This is a genomic window from Modestobacter sp. VKM Ac-2977, from assembly GCF_026968045.1.
Taxonomy (GTDB): Bacteria; Actinomycetota; Actinomycetes; order Mycobacteriales; family Geodermatophilaceae; genus Modestobacter.
Genome location: NZ_JAPVBQ010000002.1, coordinates 1,061,163 through 1,080,111, shown reverse-complemented (window position 1 = coordinate 1,080,111; position 18,949 = coordinate 1,061,163). Strand labels below are relative to the sequence as shown.

The following is an 18,949-nucleotide window of genomic DNA, read 5'->3' as shown; positions in this document are numbered from 1 at the left end:
TGCGACGGAACGGGCACAAAGTGTCCATGTCTTCCCCAGGATCCCGCCCCCCGCTGCCGCAGCACCCCTCGCTCCCGGTGCCGACCGTCACCGGCCGGGGCGGGGTCACCGTGCTGGAGGCCGACGCCGCCGAGTCCGCGGCCGCCGAGGCCGCGGCTGCGGGCGGGCAGCACCTGACGACCCCGGTACCGGCCGGCGCCGCGTTCCTGCAGCCGCCGGCACCCGGCCACCACGTGACCGCGCCGGTGCCCTCGCTGACCGTCGCCGTCCCCGCCCCGCGCCCCACCACCCCGCGTCAGGACGCCCGCCGCCCCGGGCGGGCCGGTGTGCCGATGAGCCGCACCCGGCGCGGCCTGCTCACCGGGGCGCGCACGGCCTTCGCCGAGCGCGGGGTCCGCAAGACCACGATGCAGCACGTCGCCGCCGCCGCCGGTGTCGCCAAGGCCACCCTGTACAACCACTTCCGGACCAAGGACGACGTGGCGCACGCGCTGATCGCCTTCGAGCTGGACCGGCTGGCCGCGCTCGCCGCCGAGCTGCCGCTGACCGTCGCCGTCCCCGCGCTGGCCGAGGAGGTCGGCGGGCACCCGGTGCTGCGTCGGCTGGCCGAGACCGAGCCGGAGACCCTCGTGCAGATGATGGGGCTGGACGCCGACCGCTGGGGCGACATCGTCGTCACCCTCGGCTCGGCGCTGCGGATCTCCCGCCCGGAGGCCGAGCTGGTGTGCCGCTGGCTGCTCGGCCTGGTGCTGCAGCCGGGCACGGTGCAGGAGCGGGCCGCGCAGGCCGCCGTCGTCACCGGACAGGTCGTCGGCTGACCCCGTGGGTCAGCCGGCTCCTGCGTCGGCTCTCGCGGAGCGAGGAGGGCGGGGTCCAGGCATCGCCCGGCCCCGCCCTCCTCATTCGTCGTTCTCGGCATCCTCAGAGCGTCCGCGGAATGAATTAGACAATTGCTCGACCTGCTGGAACCGCGCGGCGAACGACTTCTGTGGGACCTGCTCCAGAGTGCCGGGAGTGGTGCAGATCAGGATGTCACTTGTACTTCGTGCAGATCTTCCTCGTCCCGGCGACGGACCCATTCATCGAGTTGATGAGGTACTCGATCCGGTAGGCCGTGCAGGTGCGCCCCGAGGAGAGGAACTTCCAGACGGTCCTACCCGCCTGCACCGCGGCGGTGACGCATCCGTAGACCGTGAGCCAGTTGGCCAGGCAGACGCCCTGGACCGACACCTGCCCGCCCGGACCGCCGGGGGTGACCCCCTGCGGTGCAGGAACGGCCGACGCAGTGATGGCGATGGTTCCCTCCGTCGCCGCTGTCGACGGTGCGGCGTTCGCCAGAGACGGCGTGGACACGAGGACGGTCATCGCCAGCAGTGCGGCGATGAACAGCTTTGCCAACGACCTCATGGCTCATTCCCTTCATTGATGGAATCCATTTTCGGAGGACGCGAGCGTGGCATGTGATGCGTATCACAACAAGATGCATGCCGGTGGGAATGTGCTTTCCATCGGCGTTTCGCCACGACGCGCCGAGACATCCGTTTCACCACGTTCCGTAACTCCTGGTCGGGGGCCGTGGGGCGGAGCGTCCCGGCGAGGGGCAGCGTCTCCGTCAGGGCCCGGGTCTGAGATCCTTGGTCGTCGGCCTGGCCCGATCGGAGTCCACCGAAGGAGGTGACGGTGCGGTACCTCTTTCGTCCACCGGCCACCGAGGCCGCCGGCCTGCTGTCCCTGCCGTGGCACCAGCCACTGGAGGAGTGGGACGAGGACCTGCTGCTCGAGGTGCCGCAACGCGGCATCTCGCGGCACGTCGTCCGCTTCACCGCCTCCGAGGGGCGGGTCTTCGCGCTCAAGGAGATCGCCGAGCCGCTGGCCCGGCACGAGTACGCACTGCTGGCCGAGTTCGAGGGCGAGGGGCTGCCCTCGGTCTCGGTGCTGGGGATCTGCATCGACCGGCCCGACGACCAGCAGGCCATCCTGGTCACCCGGTACCTCGAGTACTCGATGTCCTACCGGTACCTGTTCTCCGGCCCGCGCGCCGCGGACGACCCGATGAAGCTGCTGGACACGCTGGTGGAGCTGCTGGTGCGGCTGCACCTGGCCGGCGTCTACTGGGGTGACTGCTCCCTGTCGAACACGCTCTTCCGGCTGGACGCCGGCACCTTCACCGCCTACATGGTCGACGCGGAGACCGCGGAGCGGCACCCCACGCTGTCGGCCCGCAAGCGCGCCTACGACGTCGACCTGGCGCGGGAGCGGGTCGGGGCCGAGCTTATGGACCTGCAGGCCGGTGAGCTGCTGGCACCGGAGATCGACCCGATCCAGATCGCCGAGAGCCTGCCGATCCGGTACGAGGCGCTGTGGGAGGAGGTGACCCGGGAGGAGGTCTTCCGCGCCGACGAGCAGGCGATCCGGGTCGCCGAGCGACTCCAGCGGATCAACGACCTGGGCTTCGACGTGGGCGAGATCGAGCTGGTGACCTCCGGGGACGGCGCGCGGCTGCGGGTGGAGACCCGGGTCGCCGAGCCCGGACAGCACCGGCGTGAGCTGCTCCGGCTGACCGGCCTGGAGGTGCAGGAGAACCAGGCGCAGCGGCTGCTCAACGACCTGCGGTCCTACCGGGCCTACCTGGAGCAGCGCGGCGGCAGCCCGGTGCCGGAGACCGTCGCCGGCCACCGCTGGCTGACCGAGGTGTACCTGCCGGTGGTGGGCGCGGTCCCCGACGAACTGGCCGGCCGGCTGGAGCCCGCGGAGGTGTTCCACGAGGTGCTGGAGCACCGCTGGTTCCTCTCCGAGCAGGCCGGGTTCGACGTCGGCACCTGGGTCGCGGTGCGTTCCTACGTCCAGAACGTGCTGCCCCGGATGCCCGCTCAGCTCACCACGCCGTCGGTGATCGCGCACCGCTCCGAAGCCCGCTGAGGGCGCTCGCCGAGGCCGCTGGGCGAGAGGAAACGACTGGGTCTCGCTCCGGTTGACAGCCGATGTGAGCCAGGCCACTCTCCGAGTTCCACGGTGACATGAGGTCACCTGGCGCCAACGGAGGCGGTGGTTCGGTGCCGGACGTCAGCAAGGTCGGAAGCGACAGGGGGCAGACCGGTCGGGCCGGTCCGTTCCACTCGCGCAGGGTGCGCCGGGCGCTGTCCGGAGCCGCCGCGGCCGGGCTGTTGAGCTCCGTGCTCGCGGCCTGCGGTAGCGACGAGGGGGGCGTGCCGACGCTGACCTGGTACACCAACCCCGACTCCGGGGGGCAGGCCGAGATCGCCGCCCGGTGCACCGACGATGCCGGAGGCCAGTACCGGATCGAGACTGCCGTGCTGCCCCGCGAGGCCGGCGCACAACGGGAGCAGCTCATCCGGCGGCTGGCGGCGAACGACTCCTCGATCGACATCATGAGCCTGGACCCGATCTTCATCCCGGAGTTCGCCGAAGCGGAGTTCCTCGCCCCGATCCCTGAGGACGTCGCCGGCCGAGTCACCGAGGACGTGGTGGACAGCGCCATCGAGGGCTCCACCTGGGACGACGAACTGGTCGCCGTCCCGTTCTGGGCCAACACCCAGTTGCTCTGGTACCGCGAGTCGGTCGCCGAGGCGGCCGGGCTGGACATGAGCGAGCCGGTCACCTGGGACGAGATCGTGGAGGCCGCCCAGGCCCAGAACGTGCAGGTCGGCGTCCAGGGCATCCGCGCGGAAGCGCTGACCGTGTGGTTCAACGCGCTGATCGAGTCCGCCGGCGGCTCGATCATCGAGGAGAACTCCACCGACCCGTCCGAGATCGAGCTGGGGCTCACGTCCGAGGCCGGCATCCGTGCCGCTGAGGTCATGAGGATGATCGCCACCAGCGGGACGGCCGGCCCGGCGCTGTCGACGGCGAACGAGGACTCCACCGCGACGGCGTTCGAGAGCCCCGAGGGCGGGTTCAACGTCAACTACCCGTTCATCTACCCCCGCGCCCTGGCCGCGGCGGAGGCCGGGACGATGGACGCCTCGGTGCCCGAGGACTACGGCTGGGCGATCTACCCCCGGGTGGACGCCGACACGCCGGCCGCGCCGCCCTACGGCGGGATCAACCTCGGCGTCGGTGCTTTCAGCGAGCACCCCGACCTCGCCTACGCGGCCACCGAGTGCATCACCTCGACGGAGAACCAGGCCTACTACTTCGTCACCAACGGCAACCCGGCGTCGGACACGACCGTCTACGAGGACCCGGAGGTGTTGGAGCAGTTCCCGATGGCTCCGACCATCCGGGAGTCTTTGGAACTGGCGGCGCCGCGGCCGCAGACGCCGTACTACAGCGAGGTCACCGGCGGGATCCAGCGGGTCTACCACCCGCCGTCGTCGGTCGAGCCCTCGGAGACGCCGGAGGCAGCCACCGAGCTGATCAACGCCGTGCTGCGGAAGGAGCAGTTGCTGTGACCGAGCGCGCGACGCAGGTGCCCGCGTCCTCCCCGACCGCCGGAGGGCCGATCCGGTGAGCACCACGACGCTGCCCCCGACCGAGAAGACCCAGCCGGTCTCCGCCCCCGATGCCACGACCAGCGACCGGGCCAAGAGCGAGCGGAAGCTCGGCTGGCTGCTCGCCGGCCCGGCCCTTGCGGTCATGCTCCTGGTGACTGCTTACCCGATCGCCCAGGCGGTCTACGACTCGCTGTTCGACTTCCGGCTGACCGACCCGGACAACCGGTCGTTCACCGGGCTGTCGAACTACGGGGTGATCCTGTCCGACTGGCTGTGGTGGCGGTCCCTGCTGGTCACCGGGTTCATCACCCTGGTCACCGTGGCCGTCGAGCTGGTCCTGGGCTTCGCCCTCGCCATGGTGATGGCCAAGGCGCTCAGCACGATCCGGCCGGTGCTGCGGGCGGCGATCCTCATCCCCTACGCGGTCATCACCGTGGTGTCGGCCTTCGCCTGGCAGTTCGCGTTCGACATCCAGACCGGCTTCGTCAACAGCTGGTTCGGCTGGGTGCCGGGGATCGGGGAGGACACCGACTGGTTCGGGGGCACCTGGACCTCGCTGCTGGTGATCTGCCTGGCCGAGATCTGGAAGACCACGCCGTTCATCTCGCTGCTCCTGCTGGCTGGGCTCGCCCAAGTTCCGGAGGTGCTGCAGGAGGCGGCGAAGGTCGACGGCGCCAGCTGGTGGCAGCGGATGCGCAAGGTCACCCTGCCCAACATGAAGGCCGCGATCATGGTGGCCCTGCTGTTCCGCACCCTGGACGCGTTCCGGGTCTTCGACAGCATCTTCATCATGACCGGCGGGGCGAACGCGACCGAGTCGGTCTCCTTCCTCGCCTACCGGCAGACCATCTCGCGGCTGGAGATCGGGCTGGGGTCGGCGGTCTCGGTGCTGCTGTTCCTGGCGGTCGTGTTCATCGCCATGAGCTTCATCAAGGGCTTCAAGGTCGACCTGTCCCAGTCGAGGGGGGAGGGCTGATGTCCACCAAGGAGAAGACCTGGTGGGGCGTCGCCGGAGTGGCGATCGTCCTCTACGCGCTGTTCCCGATCGCCTGGATCGTGTCGCTGTCGTTCAAGGCGCCCAGCGCCCTGAACAACGGCAACTTCCTCCCCGGCGCCCCGACGTGGGAGAACTACTCCCTGATCCTCACCGGTGGGGCCAGCGACCTGTTCCTGCCGGCGCTGCGCAACTCGTTCGGCATCTGCCTGATCGCCACGGCGATCTCGTGCCTGCTGGCCATGTTCGCCGCCTACGCGATCGCCCGGCTGGACTTCCCGGGGAAGAAGTTCATCCTCGGGACGGCGCTGGCGGTGGCGATCTTCCCGGTGATCTCGATCGTCACGCCGCTGTTCAACCTGTGGCGCAACATCGGGCTCTACGACACCTGGCCCGGCCTGATCATCCCGTACCTGTCCCTCACGCTGCCCATCTCGATCTGGACGATGTCGGCGTTCTTCCGGGAGATCCCCTGGGAGATGGAGCAGGCCGCGCAGGTCGACGGCGCGACCACCTGGCAGGCGTTCCGCAAGGTGATCGTCCCGCTGGCTGCGCCGGGCGTCTTCACCACGGCGATCATCGCCTTCTTCATCGCCTGGAACGACTTCGTCTACGGCATCTCGCTCACCTCTACCGAGCAGGCGCGACCCGTGCCCGCGGCGCTGGGCCTGTTCTCCGGTGCCTCGCAGTTCGAGGACCCGACCGGTGCGATCGCGGCCGCCGCGGTCATCGTCACCATCCCGGTCATCGTCCTGGTCCTGCTGTTCCAGCGGCGCATCGTCGCAGGCCTCACCAACGGCGCCGTCAAGGGCTGACGCCCGCCCAATGCTGATCATGAGAGGGACGAACTGATGGCCTCGATCGAGATGAAGAACATCGTCAAGAAGTACGGCGACGGCTTCCCGGCGGTGAACGACGTGAGCCTGGACATCGACGAGGGGGAGTTCATGATCCTCGTCGGCCCGTCCGGCTGCGGGAAGTCCACGCTGCTGCGGATGATCGTCGGGCTGGAGGACATCACCAGCGGCGACATGGTGATCGGCGGCACCCGGGTCAACGACAAGGCGCCGCGCGAGCGCAACCTGTCGATGGTCTTCCAGAACTATGCGCTGTACCCGCACCTGACCGTGTTCGAGAACATCGCCTTCCCGCTGCGGCTGGCCAAGGTCGACGACGGCGAGGTGCAGCGGCGGGTGAACGAGGCCGCCGACGTCCTCGAGCTGCACGAGCACCTGGAACGCAAGCCGGCCAACCTCTCCGGTGGTCAGCGTCAGCGGGTGGCGATGGGCCGGGCGATCGTGCGCCAGGCCGAGGCGTTCCTCTTCGACGAGCCGCTGTCGAACCTGGATGCCAAGCTCCGCGGCCAGATGCGCACGGAGATCTCCCGGCTGCAGCGCCGGCTGGGCATCACCACCGTCTACGTCACCCACGACCAGACGGAGGCGATGACGCTCGGCGACCGGGTCTGCGTCCTGCGCAAGGGCAAGATCCAGCAGGTCGCCTCGCCGCGCGAGCTGTACGAGCAGCCGGTCAACCTCTTCGTCGCCGGCTTCATCGGCTCGCCGCCGATGAACTTCCTGCCGGCCCAGCTCGAGGGCTCCCGGCTGACCACGCCGTTCGGGGACATCGACCTCGACGAGCGCCGGGCGGCCGCGGTCGCCGGCCGCGACCTGTTGCTGGTGGGCATCCGGCCGGAGTACTTCGAGGACGCCTCCCTGGTCGACGAGGCGAAGCGACCGCTCGGTTCGGTCTTCACCGCTCGTGTGGACGTCACCGAGTGGCTCGGTGACTCGCAGTTCGCCTACATCCCCTACGAGGCGCCCGACGAGATCCGCACCCAGCTGCGCGAGCTGTCCAAGGAGCTGGACTCCGAGGAGCTGCGCACCCAGGCGATCGTGTCCATCGACGCGACCAGCCGGATCCGGGAGGGCCGGGACGCGGAGTTCTGGCTGGACAGCCGCAAGGTGCACGTCTTCGACCCGACGACGGGGGACAACCTGACCCGGGACGCCGATGCCGGTGCCGAGCTGACCAGGCTGGCGGCCGAGGACCGGGTCGAGCAGGTCCAGTCGGCGGAGGGCGAGGGGATCAGCGCCGCCTGACGGCGTCCCGGGGGAGCGGCCACGGTTGGCTGCCACCCACGCTGCCCGGTGCAGGAGGCATGATCATGCCCGGGGTTTGTGCTGCGGCGTCGCTGCGCACCTGTCCCCGCAGAGACCCTGGCCGGACACTGGAGGCACCGCAGCATGGACATCACCGCGACCGACGAGTGGGCAGCCCTTGCCGAACACCACCGCGCGGTCGGCGCCCGGACGCTGCGCGAGCTCTTCGCCGAGGACCCCGAGCGCGGCACCCGGCTGACCGGCACCGCCGGCGACCTGCACGTCGACCTCGCCAAGCACCGGGTCACCGACGAGACGCTGCAGCTGCTGGTGGCGCTGGCCGAGCGGGCCGGCGTGCCGGAGCGGATCGCGGCGATGTTCCGCGGCGAGCACATCAACACCACCGAGGACCGCGCCGTCCTGCACGTGGCGCTCCGCGCACCCGAGTCGGTGCCGCTCACCGTCGACGGCCAGGACGTCAGCGCCGACGTGCACGCGGTGCTGGCCAAGATGCGTGCCTTCGCCGACCGGGTGCGGTCGGGGGAGTGGAAGGGCCACACCGGCGAGCGCATCCGGGCCGTGGTGAACATCGGCATCGGCGGCTCCGACCTCGGCCCGGCGATGGCCTACACCGCCCTGGCCGACTACAGCGACCGCGACCTCACCGCCCGGTTCGTCTCCAACATCGACCCGACCGACTTCGCCGAGAAGACCCGCGACCTCGACCCGGCGACCACCCTCTTCGTCGTCTGCTCCAAGACCTTCACCACCCTGGAGACGCTGACCAACGCGACCGTCGCCCGGGACTGGCTGCTGGCCTCGGGTGCCGACGAGTCGGCGGTGGCCGAGCACTTCGTCGCGGTCTCGACCAACACCGACGCAGTGGCCGAGTTCGGCATCGACATCGCCAACATGTTCGAGTTCTGGGACTGGGTGGGCGGCCGCTACTCCTTCACCTCTGCGATCGGGCTCTCGCTCATGGTCGCGATCGGGCCGGACGCCTACGACGAGATGCTCGCCGGCTTCCACGCCGTCGACGAGCACTTCCGCACCGCGCCCCTCGCGGAGAACATGCCGTTGGTCCAGGGCCTGCTGAACGTCTGGTACACCGACTTCTTCGGTGCCCAGAGCCACGCCGTCCTGCCCTACAGCCAGTACCTGTCCCGGCTGCCGGCCTACCTGCAGCAGCTGACGATGGAGAGCAACGGCAAGTCCGTGCAGGCCGACGGGCAGCCGGTGACGACGGCGACCGGCGAGGTCTACTGGGGTGAGCCGGGCACCAACGGCCAGCACGCCTTCCACCAGCTGCTGCACCAGGGCACCTCGCTGATCCCGGCCGACTTCATCGGGTTCGGGGAGCCCAACCACGACATCGGCGAGATGCACGACCTGCTGATGGCCAACATGTTCGCGCAGAGCGCCGCGCTCGCGTTCGGCAAGACCGCGGAGGAGGTCGCCGCCGACGGCACGCCGGCCGACGTCGTCCCGCACAAGGTGATGCCGGGCAACCGGCCCTCGACCACGATCCTGGCGCCGAAGCTGACCCCGGGCACGCTCGGGCAGCTGATCGCCTTCTACGAGCACACCGTCTTCGCCCAGGGCGCGATCTGGCAGATCGACTCCTTCGACCAGTGGGGGGTCGAGCTCGGCAAGGTGATGGCCCGGCAGCTGGCCCCGGCGCTGACCAGCGAGACCGCGCCGGACATGGACAGCCCCGAGATCGACGCGGACGCCTCCACCGCCGCCCTCGTCGCGCACTACCGGCGGCTGCGCGGCCGCCCGGTCTGAGGAAGGACCTCCTGCCCCCACCACTCGCCGGCTCGCGGCGGGTCCCTCCAGGGGGCCGCCGCGAGTTCGGGAGGGGGCGGGTGACGTGCGGTGGCTGGCCGGGGGCGCCGCCTGGGACGATGATCGGGACAGTGTCATCCGTGTCGCACCGCCCGCCGCCCGGCGGGGCTGGAGCACCGGACCAGGAGGAGCCATGCCGAACCCGTTCGTGAAGCTGTGGAAGTACCTGACGGCCTCGGCCAACAACCAGATCGACCAGCGGGCTGACCCGAAGATCCAGATCCAGCAGGCGATCGAGGCGGAGCAGCAGCGGCATCAGGCCCTGGCCAACCAGGCCGCCGCGGTGCTGGGCAACCAGCGGCAGCTGGAGATGCGGCTCAGCCGGCAGCTGGGTGAGATCGAGAAGCTCCAGTCGTCGGCCCGGCAGGCGCTGACCCTTGCCGACCAGACCCGCGCTGCTGGCGACGCCGCCAAGGCCGCTGACTACGAGCAGGCCGCGCAGGCCTTCGCCACCCAGCTGGTCGGCGCCGAGCAGTCGGTCGAGGACCTCAAGCGCAGCCACGACGAGGCGCTGCAGGCCGCCGAGCAGGCCAAGGGCGCGGTCGAGACGAGCCGGATGCGGCTGCAGTCGACGCTGGCCGAGCGCACCAAGCTGATGTCCCAGCTGGAGCAGGCCAAGATGCAGGAGCAGGTCTCGGCCTCGCTGCGGTCGGTCAACGAGCTGTCCGCGCCGGGCAACACCCCGAACCTCGGGGAGGTCCGGGACAAGATCGAGGCCCGCTACGCCACCGCACTGGGCCAGGCCGAGCTCGCGCAGGACTCGGTCGAGGGCCGGATGCTCGAGGTGGAGAAGGCGACCATCGACGTCGCCGGCGCCTCCCGGCTGGCCGAGCTCCGCGCGTCGATGGGCGGTGGCACCCAGGCCATCAGCGGCACCCAGGCCGCCGGCGCGATCGAGCAGGGCACCCCGCCGGTGACCGGGCTCGGCGCCGAGACCCCGGCTGCCCAGCCGGCGGAGCGGCCCGAGCAGTAGGAGCACTGCGGCCTCGCACGTCAGAGGCGAGCCCCCGGAGCCCCGTCGTCCTGCTGGACGGCGGGGCTCCGTCGGTCAGGTGGCGGCGAGCGACGCCGGGTGGCCGGGCTCTCCGGTGCGGGCCAGCGGGTCGATCGGGCTGCGTGCGGCCTGGCAAGCCGGGCACCAGTAGGTCACCCGCTCCTGGGTGTCCGGCCCCTGGTCGCCCAGCAGGATCGCGGTGCGGCAGCGGCGGCACGGCCGGCCGCGGCGGCCAAACACCCAGTGGTCCTCCCCGCGCCGGGTGGAGCCGGTGGTGCTCTGCTCGGGGTGGTCGCGATTGGCGAGCATCAACGTGCGGGCCCGTTCGACCAGCCCGGGCAGGTCGGGGACGTCGGCGACCCGCGTCCACGGGTGGGTGCGGGTCATGAACAGCGTCTCGACCTTGTAGAGGTTGCCGATGCCGGCGAGGTTGCGCTGGTCCAGGACCGCGACGCCGATCTGCTCGTCCGGGTGGGCGTGGAGCCGGCGCAGCGCCTCGTCGAGGTCCCAGTCGGGGCCGAGCACGTCGGGCCCCAGATGGCCGACCAGCTCGCCCTCATCGCTGGTCGGCACGATCCGCAGGTCGTGCAGCCGGTAGCCGACGCAGTCCCACTCGTCGGTGGCCAGGATCGCCCGGATGCTGTGCGCGGGCCCGCCCTTCCACGGGGTGCCCTTCCGGTAGATGTGCCAGCTGCCGTCCATCCGGTAGTGCGTGCGCAGCGTGCGTCCGTCGGCGAAGCGGGTGAGCATGTGCTTGCCGCGGGGGACGACCTCGGTGACGGTGGCGCCGGTGAGGTCGACGGTGGCCAGCTGGGGCACGCGCAGCTCGCCCTTCGTGAGCGTGGCGCCGGCCAGCGCGGTGTGCATCCGCTGGGCGGCCAGCCAGACTGTGTCTCCCTCGGGCATCCCGCCATGATCCCCGCCCGCGCTGGCTCCTGCCGGACCTGCTCAGCCGTCACATCGGGCGCTGCCGGCGGCTCCGGCGTCACTGGTGCCTGGCGCGACGCGCCTCGGTGCCGGGCTCCCCGGTGCGTGCCCGCGGATCCACCGGTGCGGGCGCGGCCTGGCAGTGCGGGCACCACCAGGTGACCCGCTCCTGCAGGTCGGGGCCCTGGTCGCCGAGCAGGATCGGCGTCCGGCAGCGCCGGCAGGGGCGGCCCGTGCGACCGGCGACCCAGTGGTCCTGTCCGCGGCGGGTCTCGCCGGTGGTGCTCTGCTCGGGGTGGTGCCGGTTGGCCAGCATCAGCGTGCGTGCCCGTTCGACCAGCCCGCCCAGGTCGGGGACGTCGGCGACCCGCGCCCAGGGGTGCACCCCGCTCAGGAACAGCGACTCGACCTTGTACAGGTTGCCGATCCCGGCGAGGTTGCGCTGGTCCGGGATCGCCACGCCGATCTGCTCGTCGGGGTGGGTGCGGAGCCGGCGCAGCGCCTCGTCGAGGTCCCAGTCCGGGCCGAGCACGTCGGGGCCGAGATGGCCGACCAGCTCGGCCTCCTGGCTGGTGGGGAGGAGTCGCACGTCGTGCAGCCGGTACCCGACGCACTCCCACTCGTCGGTGGCCAGCACGGCCCGGATGCTGTGCCCGGGTCCGCCCCGCCACCGGGTGCCCCGCCGGTAGATGTGCCAGCTGCCGTCCATCCGGTAGTGCGTGCGCAGCGTCCGGCCGTCGGCCAGCCGGGTGAGCATGTGCTTGCCGCGGGGGACGACCTGGGTGACGGTGGCGCCGGTCAGGTCGACCGCAGCCAGCTGCGGCACCCGGAGCTCGCCGCGGCGCAGGGTGGCGCCGGCCAGGGCGGTGTCCATCCGCTGGGCAGCCAGCCAGACGGTGTCTCCCTCGGGCACGCCGTCCATGGTCTCCGCGCGGGCGGGCCGGTCGCTCGGTGACGGTGGGCTCGGTGGCGGGCGAGCTCCGAGCCCGGCCGACGGTCCGGTGCTCCCTCGGCCGGGTGGCCTCGTGTGAGTGGGGCGACAGCCGGGAAGAGCCTGGCTTCCTTCAGCGCTGAGAGATCCTGTGACCGTGTCGACCCGCCTGCGCAGCCTGCCGGACCGCCTGACCGGCAGCATCGCGACCCGGCAGCCGACCCCGGCGCCGGAGCCGGTCACCGTCACCGTGGCCCGGGTGGTGCGCCCGGACCAGCAGAACGCCTTCGAGCGCTGGGCAGCCGAGGTGCAGGAGGTGGCCGCGGGCTTCCCCGGTCACCTGGGTTCCTCCCTGCTGCGCCCCGGTGCGGGCAGCGACGAGTACCACCTGGTCTACCGCTTCCGCGACGACGAGTCCCTCGCCGCCTGGGAGCGCTCGCCGGAACGGCGCGAGGCGCTGGACCGGGTGCACCAGCTGGTGGAGGACGAGCGGGTGGCCCGGGCCGTGGGCCTGCAGACCTTCTTCGCGGTGCCGGCCCGGCCGGGGCCGGCGTGGCGCAGCTGGCTGCTCACCGTCGCCGTCGTCCTGCTGTTCACCTCGACGTTCCAGCTCCTCGCCGTGCCCTTCGTCGGCGACTGGCCCTGGCCGGCGCGGCTGCTGCTGTCGGCGGCCTACGTGGTGACGGCGCTGCGGTTGTCCATGCCGCGGCTCAGCCGCTGGCTCGGCCCCTGGCTGCAGGGCTCCCGCCGCCGCTGACCCCCTGCGCGCACCCGCCGGTGCGCTCAGCGGCGCTCCACGCGCCCGCGGTGCGCTCAGCGGCGCTCCACGCGCCCGTTGTGCGCTCAGCGGCGCTCCACGCGCCCGTTGTGCGTTCAGCGGCGCTCCGCGCGGCAGAGAGCGCCAGTGTGCGCACAACGGCGGGGTCTCGGGTCTAGTTGCGCAGGCGCAGGCCGCGCGGGGTCGCGGCGAAGCCGGCTGCCTGCAGCGCCGCGGTGAGCGGGCCGGACTCGTGCACCGACGCGCCGTCGGCCTTCTGCACGATCATCCGGCCCAGCGCCCCGGAGGCGACCGCGCCGGACAGCGCGGTGGCGGCCTCCTTGAGCACGGTCTCCTCCTCCGTCCAGGACAGCAGCGTCTTCCCGCCGCGCTCTACGTACAGCACCAGCTCGCCGTCGACCAGCACCACCAGGGCACCCGCCTTCCGCCCGGCCCGGTGCCCGGTCTTCCGGCTGCCGGTGCCCTCTCCGAGGTCGACGGCGGGGCCGTCGACCTGGCCGTCGGCGGAGGCGACCGCGCGCTCCGGCCAGGGGAGTGCGGCGCCGTAGACGTTGGCCGGGTCGGTGGCGGCGAGCACGACCGGCCCGGCGGGCATGCGGTCCGGGCTGGCGAAGCTGCGCAGCCGGTCGACCGAACCCGGGGTGCCGAACTGGGCCGCGCCGAGGGTCTCGACGAAGTAGCCCCGGCGGGCCCGGCCGTTCTCCTCGAACGCCCGCAGCACCGGGTACACCGCGGAGAACCCGCCCGTCACCTGCTCGGCCTGCACCGCCCCGCGGGTCAGCACGCCGTGCCGCTCCAGCAGTGCCTCCGCCCGCGCGGTGGTGCGCTTGGTGGCGTTGCCCTCCAGCTCGGGCAGGCGCGACCAGCGCCCGGCCATCGACGGCGGACCGGTGCGGCTGGGCATCGCCGGGCGGCCGAGCCGGGTGCGGCCGTACCGGCTGCGGTCCAGCCGGGCGCGGGGAGCGGCCGCCTGCTTCTTGTGCGTCCCGCCGCCGGACAACCGGGTGCGGAGCGGTGCCAGGGTGTCGTTGGTGAGGGCCCCGGCCCAGACCAGGTCCCAGACCTCCTCGGCCAGCGCGGTGTCGTCGGTGGCGCCCACCCGGTCGGACAGCGCCCGGAAGAACAGCGCCTGGCCACCGGCGAGCTCGTCGAGCAGGAGCTGCCCGACGCCGCCCTCGGTCGCCGCACCCCCGGGGGGTTCGGGCAGCAGCAGCGGGGCCAGGTCGGCCGGCACCAGCGTCACCCAGCCGTCACCACCGGACAGCCCGCCCGCACCGGCCCACAGCACCTCACCGGCGCTGGTCAGCTCGTCGAGCATCGCGGGCGAGTAGTCCTGCACCCGGGAGGGCAGCACCAGCGACTCCAGCGCCGAGGCGGGCACCAGCGCGCCGGCCAGCTGCTCGACCACTGCCAGGACGCCGTCGACCCCGCGCATCCGGCCGCCGACCGACTGCCAGGACGGCGTGAACCGGGCCAGCGTGTCGATCGGGACGGGCTCGACCTCCTGGCGCAGCTTGGCCAGCGACCGGCGCCGGATCGAGCGCAGCACCTCGGCGTCGCACCACTCCTGGCCGATGCCGCCGGGCCGGAACTCGCCGGTGACCAGCCGGCCGGTGCCGACCAGCCGCTGCACGGTGGCGGTGACGACGGCGACGCCCAGGCCCAGCCGGGCCGCGACCTCCGGCGGGGCGAAGGGGCCGTGGGTGCGGGCGTAGCGGCCGATCAGGTCACCGAGTGGGTCGGCCACCGGCTCGGTGAACACCTCCGGCACCCCGACCGGCAGCGCGGTGCCCAGTGCGTCGCGGAGCCGGCCGGCGTCCTCGATGGCGACGTACCGCTCCTCCCCGGCGATCCGCACCACGAGCGCCCGCCGGGCGACGACGAGCTCCGAGAGCCAGTCGGCCGGCACGCCGCGGGCCCCCGCCTCGGCCACGGTCAGGTCGCCGACGCCGCGCAGCAGGTCGCTGGCGCCGTCGACGTCGCGCGGGTGCCGCTGCTCGGGCAGCCGCTGCAGCTCCGCCTCGACCTCGGCCATCGCGTCGCCGTCGAGCAGCTCGCGCAGCTCGGAGCGGCCCAGCAGCTCGGCTAGCAGCCCGGTGTCCAGGGCGAGCGCCTGGGCGCGGCGCTCGGCCAGCGGGGCGTCGCCCTCGTAGATGAACTGGCCGACGTAGCCGAAGAGCAGTGACTGGGCGAACGGTGAGGCCGTCTGGGTCTGCACGTCGACCAGCCGCACCCGGCGGGCGCGGACGTCGCTCATCAGCTCGACCAGCCCGGGCACGTCGTAGACGTCCTGCAGCACCTCCCGGACCGCCTCCAGGGTGATCGGGAACGAGGAGAACTCGCTGGCCACCGAGAGCAGCTGGGCCGCTCGCTGCCGCTGCTGCCACAGCGGGGTGCGCCGGCGCGGATCGCGGCGGGGCAGCAGCAGCGCCCGGGCGGCGCACTCGCGGAACCGGCTGGCGAACAGCGCGGAGTTGCCGACCTCGGCGGTGACCTCCCGCTCGACGTCGTCCGGGTCCAGCAGCGCGAGGTCGGCCTCCGGCGCCTCGCCGGTGGTGTCCGGGAGCCGCAGCACGATGCCGTCGTCGGAGTGCATGGACGCGACGTCGACGCCGTAGCGCTCGCGGAGCCGGGCGGCGAGCACCAGCGCCCAGGGGGCGTTGACCTGGGCGCCGAAGGGGGAGTGCACGACCAGCCGCCAGTCGCCGAGCTCGTCGCGGAACCGCTCGACCAGCAGCGTGCGGTCGTCGGGCAGGTGTCCGGTGGCCGCCTTCTGCTCGGCCAGGTAGGCGAACAGGTTGCTCGCACCCCAGGCGTCCAGGCCGGCGGCGCGGGCCCGGTCCATGCCCGCCTCCGGCGTGGCCGAGCCGACCTCGCGCAGGAACGCGCCGAGCGCCCGGCCCAGCTCCAGCGGGCGGCCCAGGGTGTCGCCGTGCCAGAACGGCATCTTGCCGGGCTGGCCGGGCGCCGGGCTGACCAGCACCCGGTCGTGGGTGATCTCCTCGATCCGCCACGAGGAGGACCCGAGCAGGAAGACGTCGCCCACGCGGGACTCGTAGACCATCTCCTCGTCCAGCTCACCGACCCGGCGACCACCGTTCGCACCCGCACCGGAGACGAGGAAGACGCCGAACAGCCCGCGGTCGGGGATGGTGCCGCCGCTGGTGACCGCCAGCCGCTGGGCGCCGGCGCGGGCGGTGAGCGTGTCGGTGACCCGGTCCCAGGTCAACCGGGGCCGCAGCTCGGCGAAGGCGTCGGAGGGGTAGCGGCCGGCCAACATGTCCAGCACCGCGTGCAGGGCGGAGTCGGGCAGCGAGGCGAAGGCGGCCGAGCGGCGGAGCACGGTGGCGACCTCGTCGACGGTGCGCGGCCGCTCAGAGACCATCGCGACGATCTGCTGGGCCAGCACGTCGAGCGGGTTGCGCAGGTAGCGGGTCGACTCGATGGCGCCGGCCCGCATCCGCTCGGCGACGACGGCGCTCTGCACCAGGTCGCCGCGGAACTTCGGGAAGATGACGCCCTCGCTGACCGCGCCCACCTGGTGGCCGGCCCGGCCCACCCGCTGCAGCCCAGCAGCCACGTTCGGCGGCGACTCGACCTGGACGACCAGGTCGACGGCGCCCATGTCGATGCCGAGCTCCAGGGAGGAGGTGGCGACCACGGCCGGCAGCTGCCCGGACTTCAGCGCCTCCTCGACCACCGCACGCTGTTCCCGGGAGACCGAGCCGTGGTGCGCGGAGGCGACCGGTTTCACGTCCGCCGGCAGCCCACCCCCGGCGCCGGCCTGGGCCATCAGCTCGGCGGGGTTGGCGCCGTGCGGCATCGGCTCACCGGTGGCGCGCTCGTAGGCCAGCTCGTTCAGCCGGCTGGTCAGCCGCTCGGCCAGCCGGCGCGAGTTGGCGAACACGATGGTGCTGCGATGGCTCTCGATCAGGTCGAGCACCCGCTCCTCGACCGCCGGCCAGATCGACGTCCGCGGCTGGTTGCCGGCGGCGGACCCCTCCAGCTCCCCGGTGGGCTGCCCCAGCTGGCTCATGTCCTCGACCGGGACGACGACCGACAGGTCCCACTGCTTGGTCGACGGCGGCGCGACCACCTGCACCGGGCGGCCGCCGGCGAGGAAGGTCGACACCTCCTCGATCGGGCGCACCGTCGCCGACAACCCGATCCGCTGGGCCGGCCGCTCCAGGAGCTCGTCGAGCCGGTCGAGGGAGACCGCCAGGTGCGCGCCGCGCTTGCTGCCGCAGACGGCGTGCACCTCGTCCAGGATCACCGTCTCCACCCCGCGCAGCGACTCCCGCGCCTGGCTGGTGAGCAGCAGGAACAGCGACTCGGGGGTGGTGATCAGGATGTCCGGCGGGCGCTTGGCGAACAGCCGTCGCTCGTCGGCCGGGGTGTCACCGGAGCGGATGCCGACGCTGATCTCCGGCCGTTCCTGACCCAGCCGGGCGGCGGCCTGGCCGATCCCGGTCAGCGGTGCGCGCAGGTTGCGCTCGACGTCGACGGCCAGCGCCTTGAGCGGGGAGACGTAGAGGACCCGGCAGCGGGCCAGCGGGTCCTCCGGCGGGGGCGTCGCGGCCAGCCGGTCGAGCGACCAGAGGAAGGCCGCCAGCGTCTTGCCCGACCCGGTGGGGGCGACGACCAGGGCGTGCTCGCCGCTGCTGATCGCCGTCCAGGCGCCGTCCTGGGCCGCGGTCGGCTGCTCGAACGCACCGGTGAACCACGCCTGGGTGGGCGCCGAGAAACGCTCGAGAGCGGACACGCGACCAGTGTCCACGCGGGTACGACAGTTCGCCCTGGCCAGCGGTTCAGCGCGGGGGGCGGGCCTCGATCAGGTAGCGCTGCGACCACGACACGAAGGCGCCGTCCCGCTCGATCCGGCGGTGCACCTCGGCGAGCTGCGGGCGGTACCGCTCCACCGAGAAGTCCGGCACCGTCCAGACCACCTTGCGCAGGAAGTGCACGACCGCGCCGACGTCGCGGAACTCCACCCGGCAGCGCCAGGCCCGCAGGTCGACCACCTGCAGGCCGGCCGCCCGGGCGGCCTCGGCGGCCAGGTCGCCGGTGGGCTCGTCGGCGCCGGGCAGGGGCCCCAGCAGCGCTTCGGCCAGCACCCGGTGGGTGCCCGACCCGATGCCCTGGCACAGGTGGCTGCCGCCGGGGGAGAGGACGCGGGTGATCTCTTCCCAGCGCTGGACGGTGGGGTGCCGGCTGCTCACCAGGTCGAAGGCGGCGTCGGGGAAGGGGAGCGGGCCGTCGTCCGCCACCTCGGCCACCTCGCCGCCCCACTCCGCCAGGCGCCGCCGGGCGAGGGTGAGGTTCGGCGGCCACGACTCGGTGGCGGCCACCCGCCCGGGCCGCCGCGCGGCCCGGGCCAGTGCCTCGGCGTACACCTCGCCGCCGCCGGTCTGCAGGTCCAGCGAGCCGAGGGCACTCCCGAGCCGGCCGGCCAGCAGCCCGCGCCAGCCCCAGGGAGGGCGCTCCTCGGTCGCCCGGCCGACGAACCAGGAGAAGTCCCAGCCCTCGGTCGGCACGGCTGCGCCCTCGGCGACGAGCTCCTCGAAGGTGCGCACCGCGGCAGCCTGTCGACCCGTCGCCGGGTCGACAAGTGGGTTCGTCGACATGCGGACCCGGGCGGATCACACTGGTGTCATTCAGCCGTCGTCCCCCAGGGGGCAGCCATGCAGCGAGCAGCGGTGCAGTCCTCCAGCATCGCGACCGTCGGCTACGACGAGGAGCAGCAGGTCCTCGAGATCGTGTTCACCGACGGACGCGTCTACCACTTCCTCGAGGTGCCGGCGGAGCGCGTGCTGTCCCTGCTCCGCGCGGAGAGCAAGGGCCGCTTCCTCAACACCGAGATCAAGCCCGACTTCGGCTACCGGGCTGTCGGCCGGCGCTGGGGCTGAGCCACACTTCGTGGC

General features: G+C 72.6%; 15 protein-coding genes. 10 read left to right on the top strand and 5 right to left on the bottom strand.

Going from position 1 to position 18,949, the window contains the following annotated elements; all coding sequences use genetic code 11:
* The first annotated feature begins 26 nt into the window (after positions 1–26).
* On the top strand, positions 27–818 hold the full coding sequence (locus O2V63_RS12640; protein ID WP_269167877.1) for a TetR/AcrR family transcriptional regulator: 792 nt from the start codon (positions 27–29) through the stop codon (positions 816–818).
* A gap of 214 nt (positions 819–1,032) precedes the next feature.
* Here O2V63_RS12640 and O2V63_RS12635 read toward each other — a convergent pair whose 3' ends face one another.
* On the bottom strand, positions 1,033–1,407 hold the full coding sequence (locus tag O2V63_RS12635; protein WP_269167876.1) for a hypothetical protein: 375 nt from the start codon (positions 1,405–1,407) through the stop codon (positions 1,033–1,035).
* Positions 1,408–1,680: 273 nt separating this feature from the next.
* Between O2V63_RS12635 and O2V63_RS12630 the strand changes: the two genes are divergently transcribed.
* The 7 genes from O2V63_RS12630 to O2V63_RS12600 all read left to right on the top strand — a co-directional run bounded on the left by O2V63_RS12630 (position 1,681) and on the right by O2V63_RS12600 (position 10,371).
* Positions 1,681–2,919, top strand: a complete 1,239-nt coding sequence (locus tag O2V63_RS12630; RefSeq protein ID WP_269167875.1) for a DUF4032 domain-containing protein — start codon at positions 1,681–1,683, stop codon at positions 2,917–2,919.
* 287 nt (positions 2,920–3,206) lie between these two features.
* Positions 3,207–4,412 carry an extracellular solute-binding protein gene (locus tag O2V63_RS12625; protein WP_269167874.1) on the top strand — a complete coding sequence of 402 codons (1,206 nt, stop codon included), beginning with the start codon at positions 3,207–3,209 and terminating at the stop codon, positions 4,410–4,412.
* Between the two features lie 55 nt (positions 4,413–4,467).
* The gene (locus tag O2V63_RS12620) at positions 4,468–5,430 is read left to right on the top strand and encodes a carbohydrate ABC transporter permease (protein ID WP_269167873.1); all 963 of its coding nucleotides are present in this window, start codon (positions 4,468–4,470) and stop codon (positions 5,428–5,430) included.
* Entirely contained in the window at positions 5,430–6,263 is an 834-nt protein-coding gene (locus tag O2V63_RS12615; RefSeq protein WP_269167872.1) for a carbohydrate ABC transporter permease, read from the top strand. Before O2V63_RS12620 ends, O2V63_RS12615 begins: the two co-directional genes overlap by 1 nt.
* A 36-nt stretch (positions 6,264–6,299) precedes the next feature.
* Positions 6,300–7,550 carry an ABC transporter ATP-binding protein gene (locus O2V63_RS12610; protein WP_269167871.1) on the top strand — a complete coding sequence of 417 codons (1,251 nt, stop codon included), beginning with the start codon at positions 6,300–6,302 and terminating at the stop codon, positions 7,548–7,550.
* Between the two features lie 144 nt (positions 7,551–7,694).
* On the top strand, positions 7,695–9,338 hold the full coding sequence (gene pgi / locus O2V63_RS12605) for a glucose-6-phosphate isomerase (RefSeq protein ID WP_269167870.1): 1,644 nt from the start codon (positions 7,695–7,697) through the stop codon (positions 9,336–9,338).
* A gap of 193 nt (positions 9,339–9,531) precedes the next feature.
* Positions 9,532–10,371, top strand: a complete 840-nt coding sequence (locus O2V63_RS12600) for a PspA/IM30 family protein (protein WP_269167869.1) — start codon at positions 9,532–9,534, stop codon at positions 10,369–10,371.
* 75 nt (positions 10,372–10,446) lie between these two features.
* Here O2V63_RS12600 and O2V63_RS12595 read toward each other — a convergent pair whose 3' ends face one another.
* Both O2V63_RS12595 and O2V63_RS12590 read right to left on the bottom strand, forming a co-directional pair.
* A complete protein-coding gene (locus O2V63_RS12595) occupies positions 10,447–11,298 on the bottom strand; it encodes a DNA-formamidopyrimidine glycosylase family protein (protein ID WP_269167868.1) in 852 nt (283 codons plus the stop codon).
* Between the two features lie 79 nt (positions 11,299–11,377).
* The gene (locus O2V63_RS12590; RefSeq protein WP_269167867.1) at positions 11,378–12,232 is read right to left on the bottom strand and encodes a DNA-formamidopyrimidine glycosylase family protein; all 855 of its coding nucleotides are present in this window, start codon (positions 12,230–12,232) and stop codon (positions 11,378–11,380) included.
* A 175-nt stretch (positions 12,233–12,407) separates the two neighbouring features.
* Between O2V63_RS12590 and O2V63_RS12585 the strand changes: the two genes are divergently transcribed.
* Positions 12,408–13,007, top strand: a complete 600-nt coding sequence (locus tag O2V63_RS12585; protein WP_269167866.1) for an antibiotic biosynthesis monooxygenase — start codon at positions 12,408–12,410, stop codon at positions 13,005–13,007.
* Between the two features lie 175 nt (positions 13,008–13,182).
* On the opposite strand, the gene O2V63_RS12580 is transcribed toward O2V63_RS12585, so the two are convergent.
* Positions 13,183–17,790: an ATP-dependent helicase gene (locus tag O2V63_RS12580; protein WP_269167865.1), complete on the bottom strand. Its 4,608-nt coding sequence runs from the start codon at positions 17,788–17,790 to the stop codon at positions 13,183–13,185.
* Between the two features lie 46 nt (positions 17,791–17,836).
* A complete protein-coding gene (locus O2V63_RS12575; RefSeq protein ID WP_269167864.1) occupies positions 17,837–18,601 on the bottom strand; it encodes a methyltransferase domain-containing protein in 765 nt (254 codons plus the stop codon).
* Positions 18,602–18,709: 108 nt separating this feature from the next.
* On the opposite strand from O2V63_RS12575, the gene O2V63_RS12570 reads away from it, so the two are divergent.
* Positions 18,710–18,934 (top strand): KTSC domain-containing protein, encoded by a 225-nt coding sequence (locus O2V63_RS12570; protein ID WP_269163551.1) that lies wholly within the window; start codon positions 18,710–18,712, stop codon positions 18,932–18,934.
* The last annotated feature ends 15 nt before the right edge of the window (positions 18,935–18,949 follow it).

Bases quoted from the DNA above. Each gene is read 5' to 3' on its own strand.
- O2V63_RS12595 (WP_269167868.1), bottom strand. From the start codon at position 11,298: ATGCCCGAGGGAGACACAGTCTGGCTGGCCGCCCAGCGGATGCACACC.
- O2V63_RS12615 (WP_269167872.1), top strand. From the start codon at position 5,430: ATGTCCACCAAGGAGAAGACCTGGTGGGGCGTCGCCGGAGTGGCGATC.
- pgi (WP_269167870.1), top strand. From the start codon at position 7,695: ATGGACATCACCGCGACCGACGAGTGGGCAGCCCTTGCCGAACACCAC.
- O2V63_RS12570 (WP_269163551.1), top strand. From the start codon at position 18,710: ATGCAGCGAGCAGCGGTGCAGTCCTCCAGCATCGCGACCGTCGGCTAC.
- O2V63_RS12640 (WP_269167877.1), top strand. From the start codon at position 27: ATGTCTTCCCCAGGATCCCGCCCCCCGCTGCCGCAGCACCCCTCGCTC.
- O2V63_RS12600 (WP_269167869.1), top strand. From the start codon at position 9,532: ATGCCGAACCCGTTCGTGAAGCTGTGGAAGTACCTGACGGCCTCGGCC.
- O2V63_RS12635 (WP_269167876.1), bottom strand. From the start codon at position 1,407: ATGAGGTCGTTGGCAAAGCTGTTCATCGCCGCACTGCTGGCGATGACC.
- O2V63_RS12610 (WP_269167871.1), top strand. From the start codon at position 6,300: ATGGCCTCGATCGAGATGAAGAACATCGTCAAGAAGTACGGCGACGGC.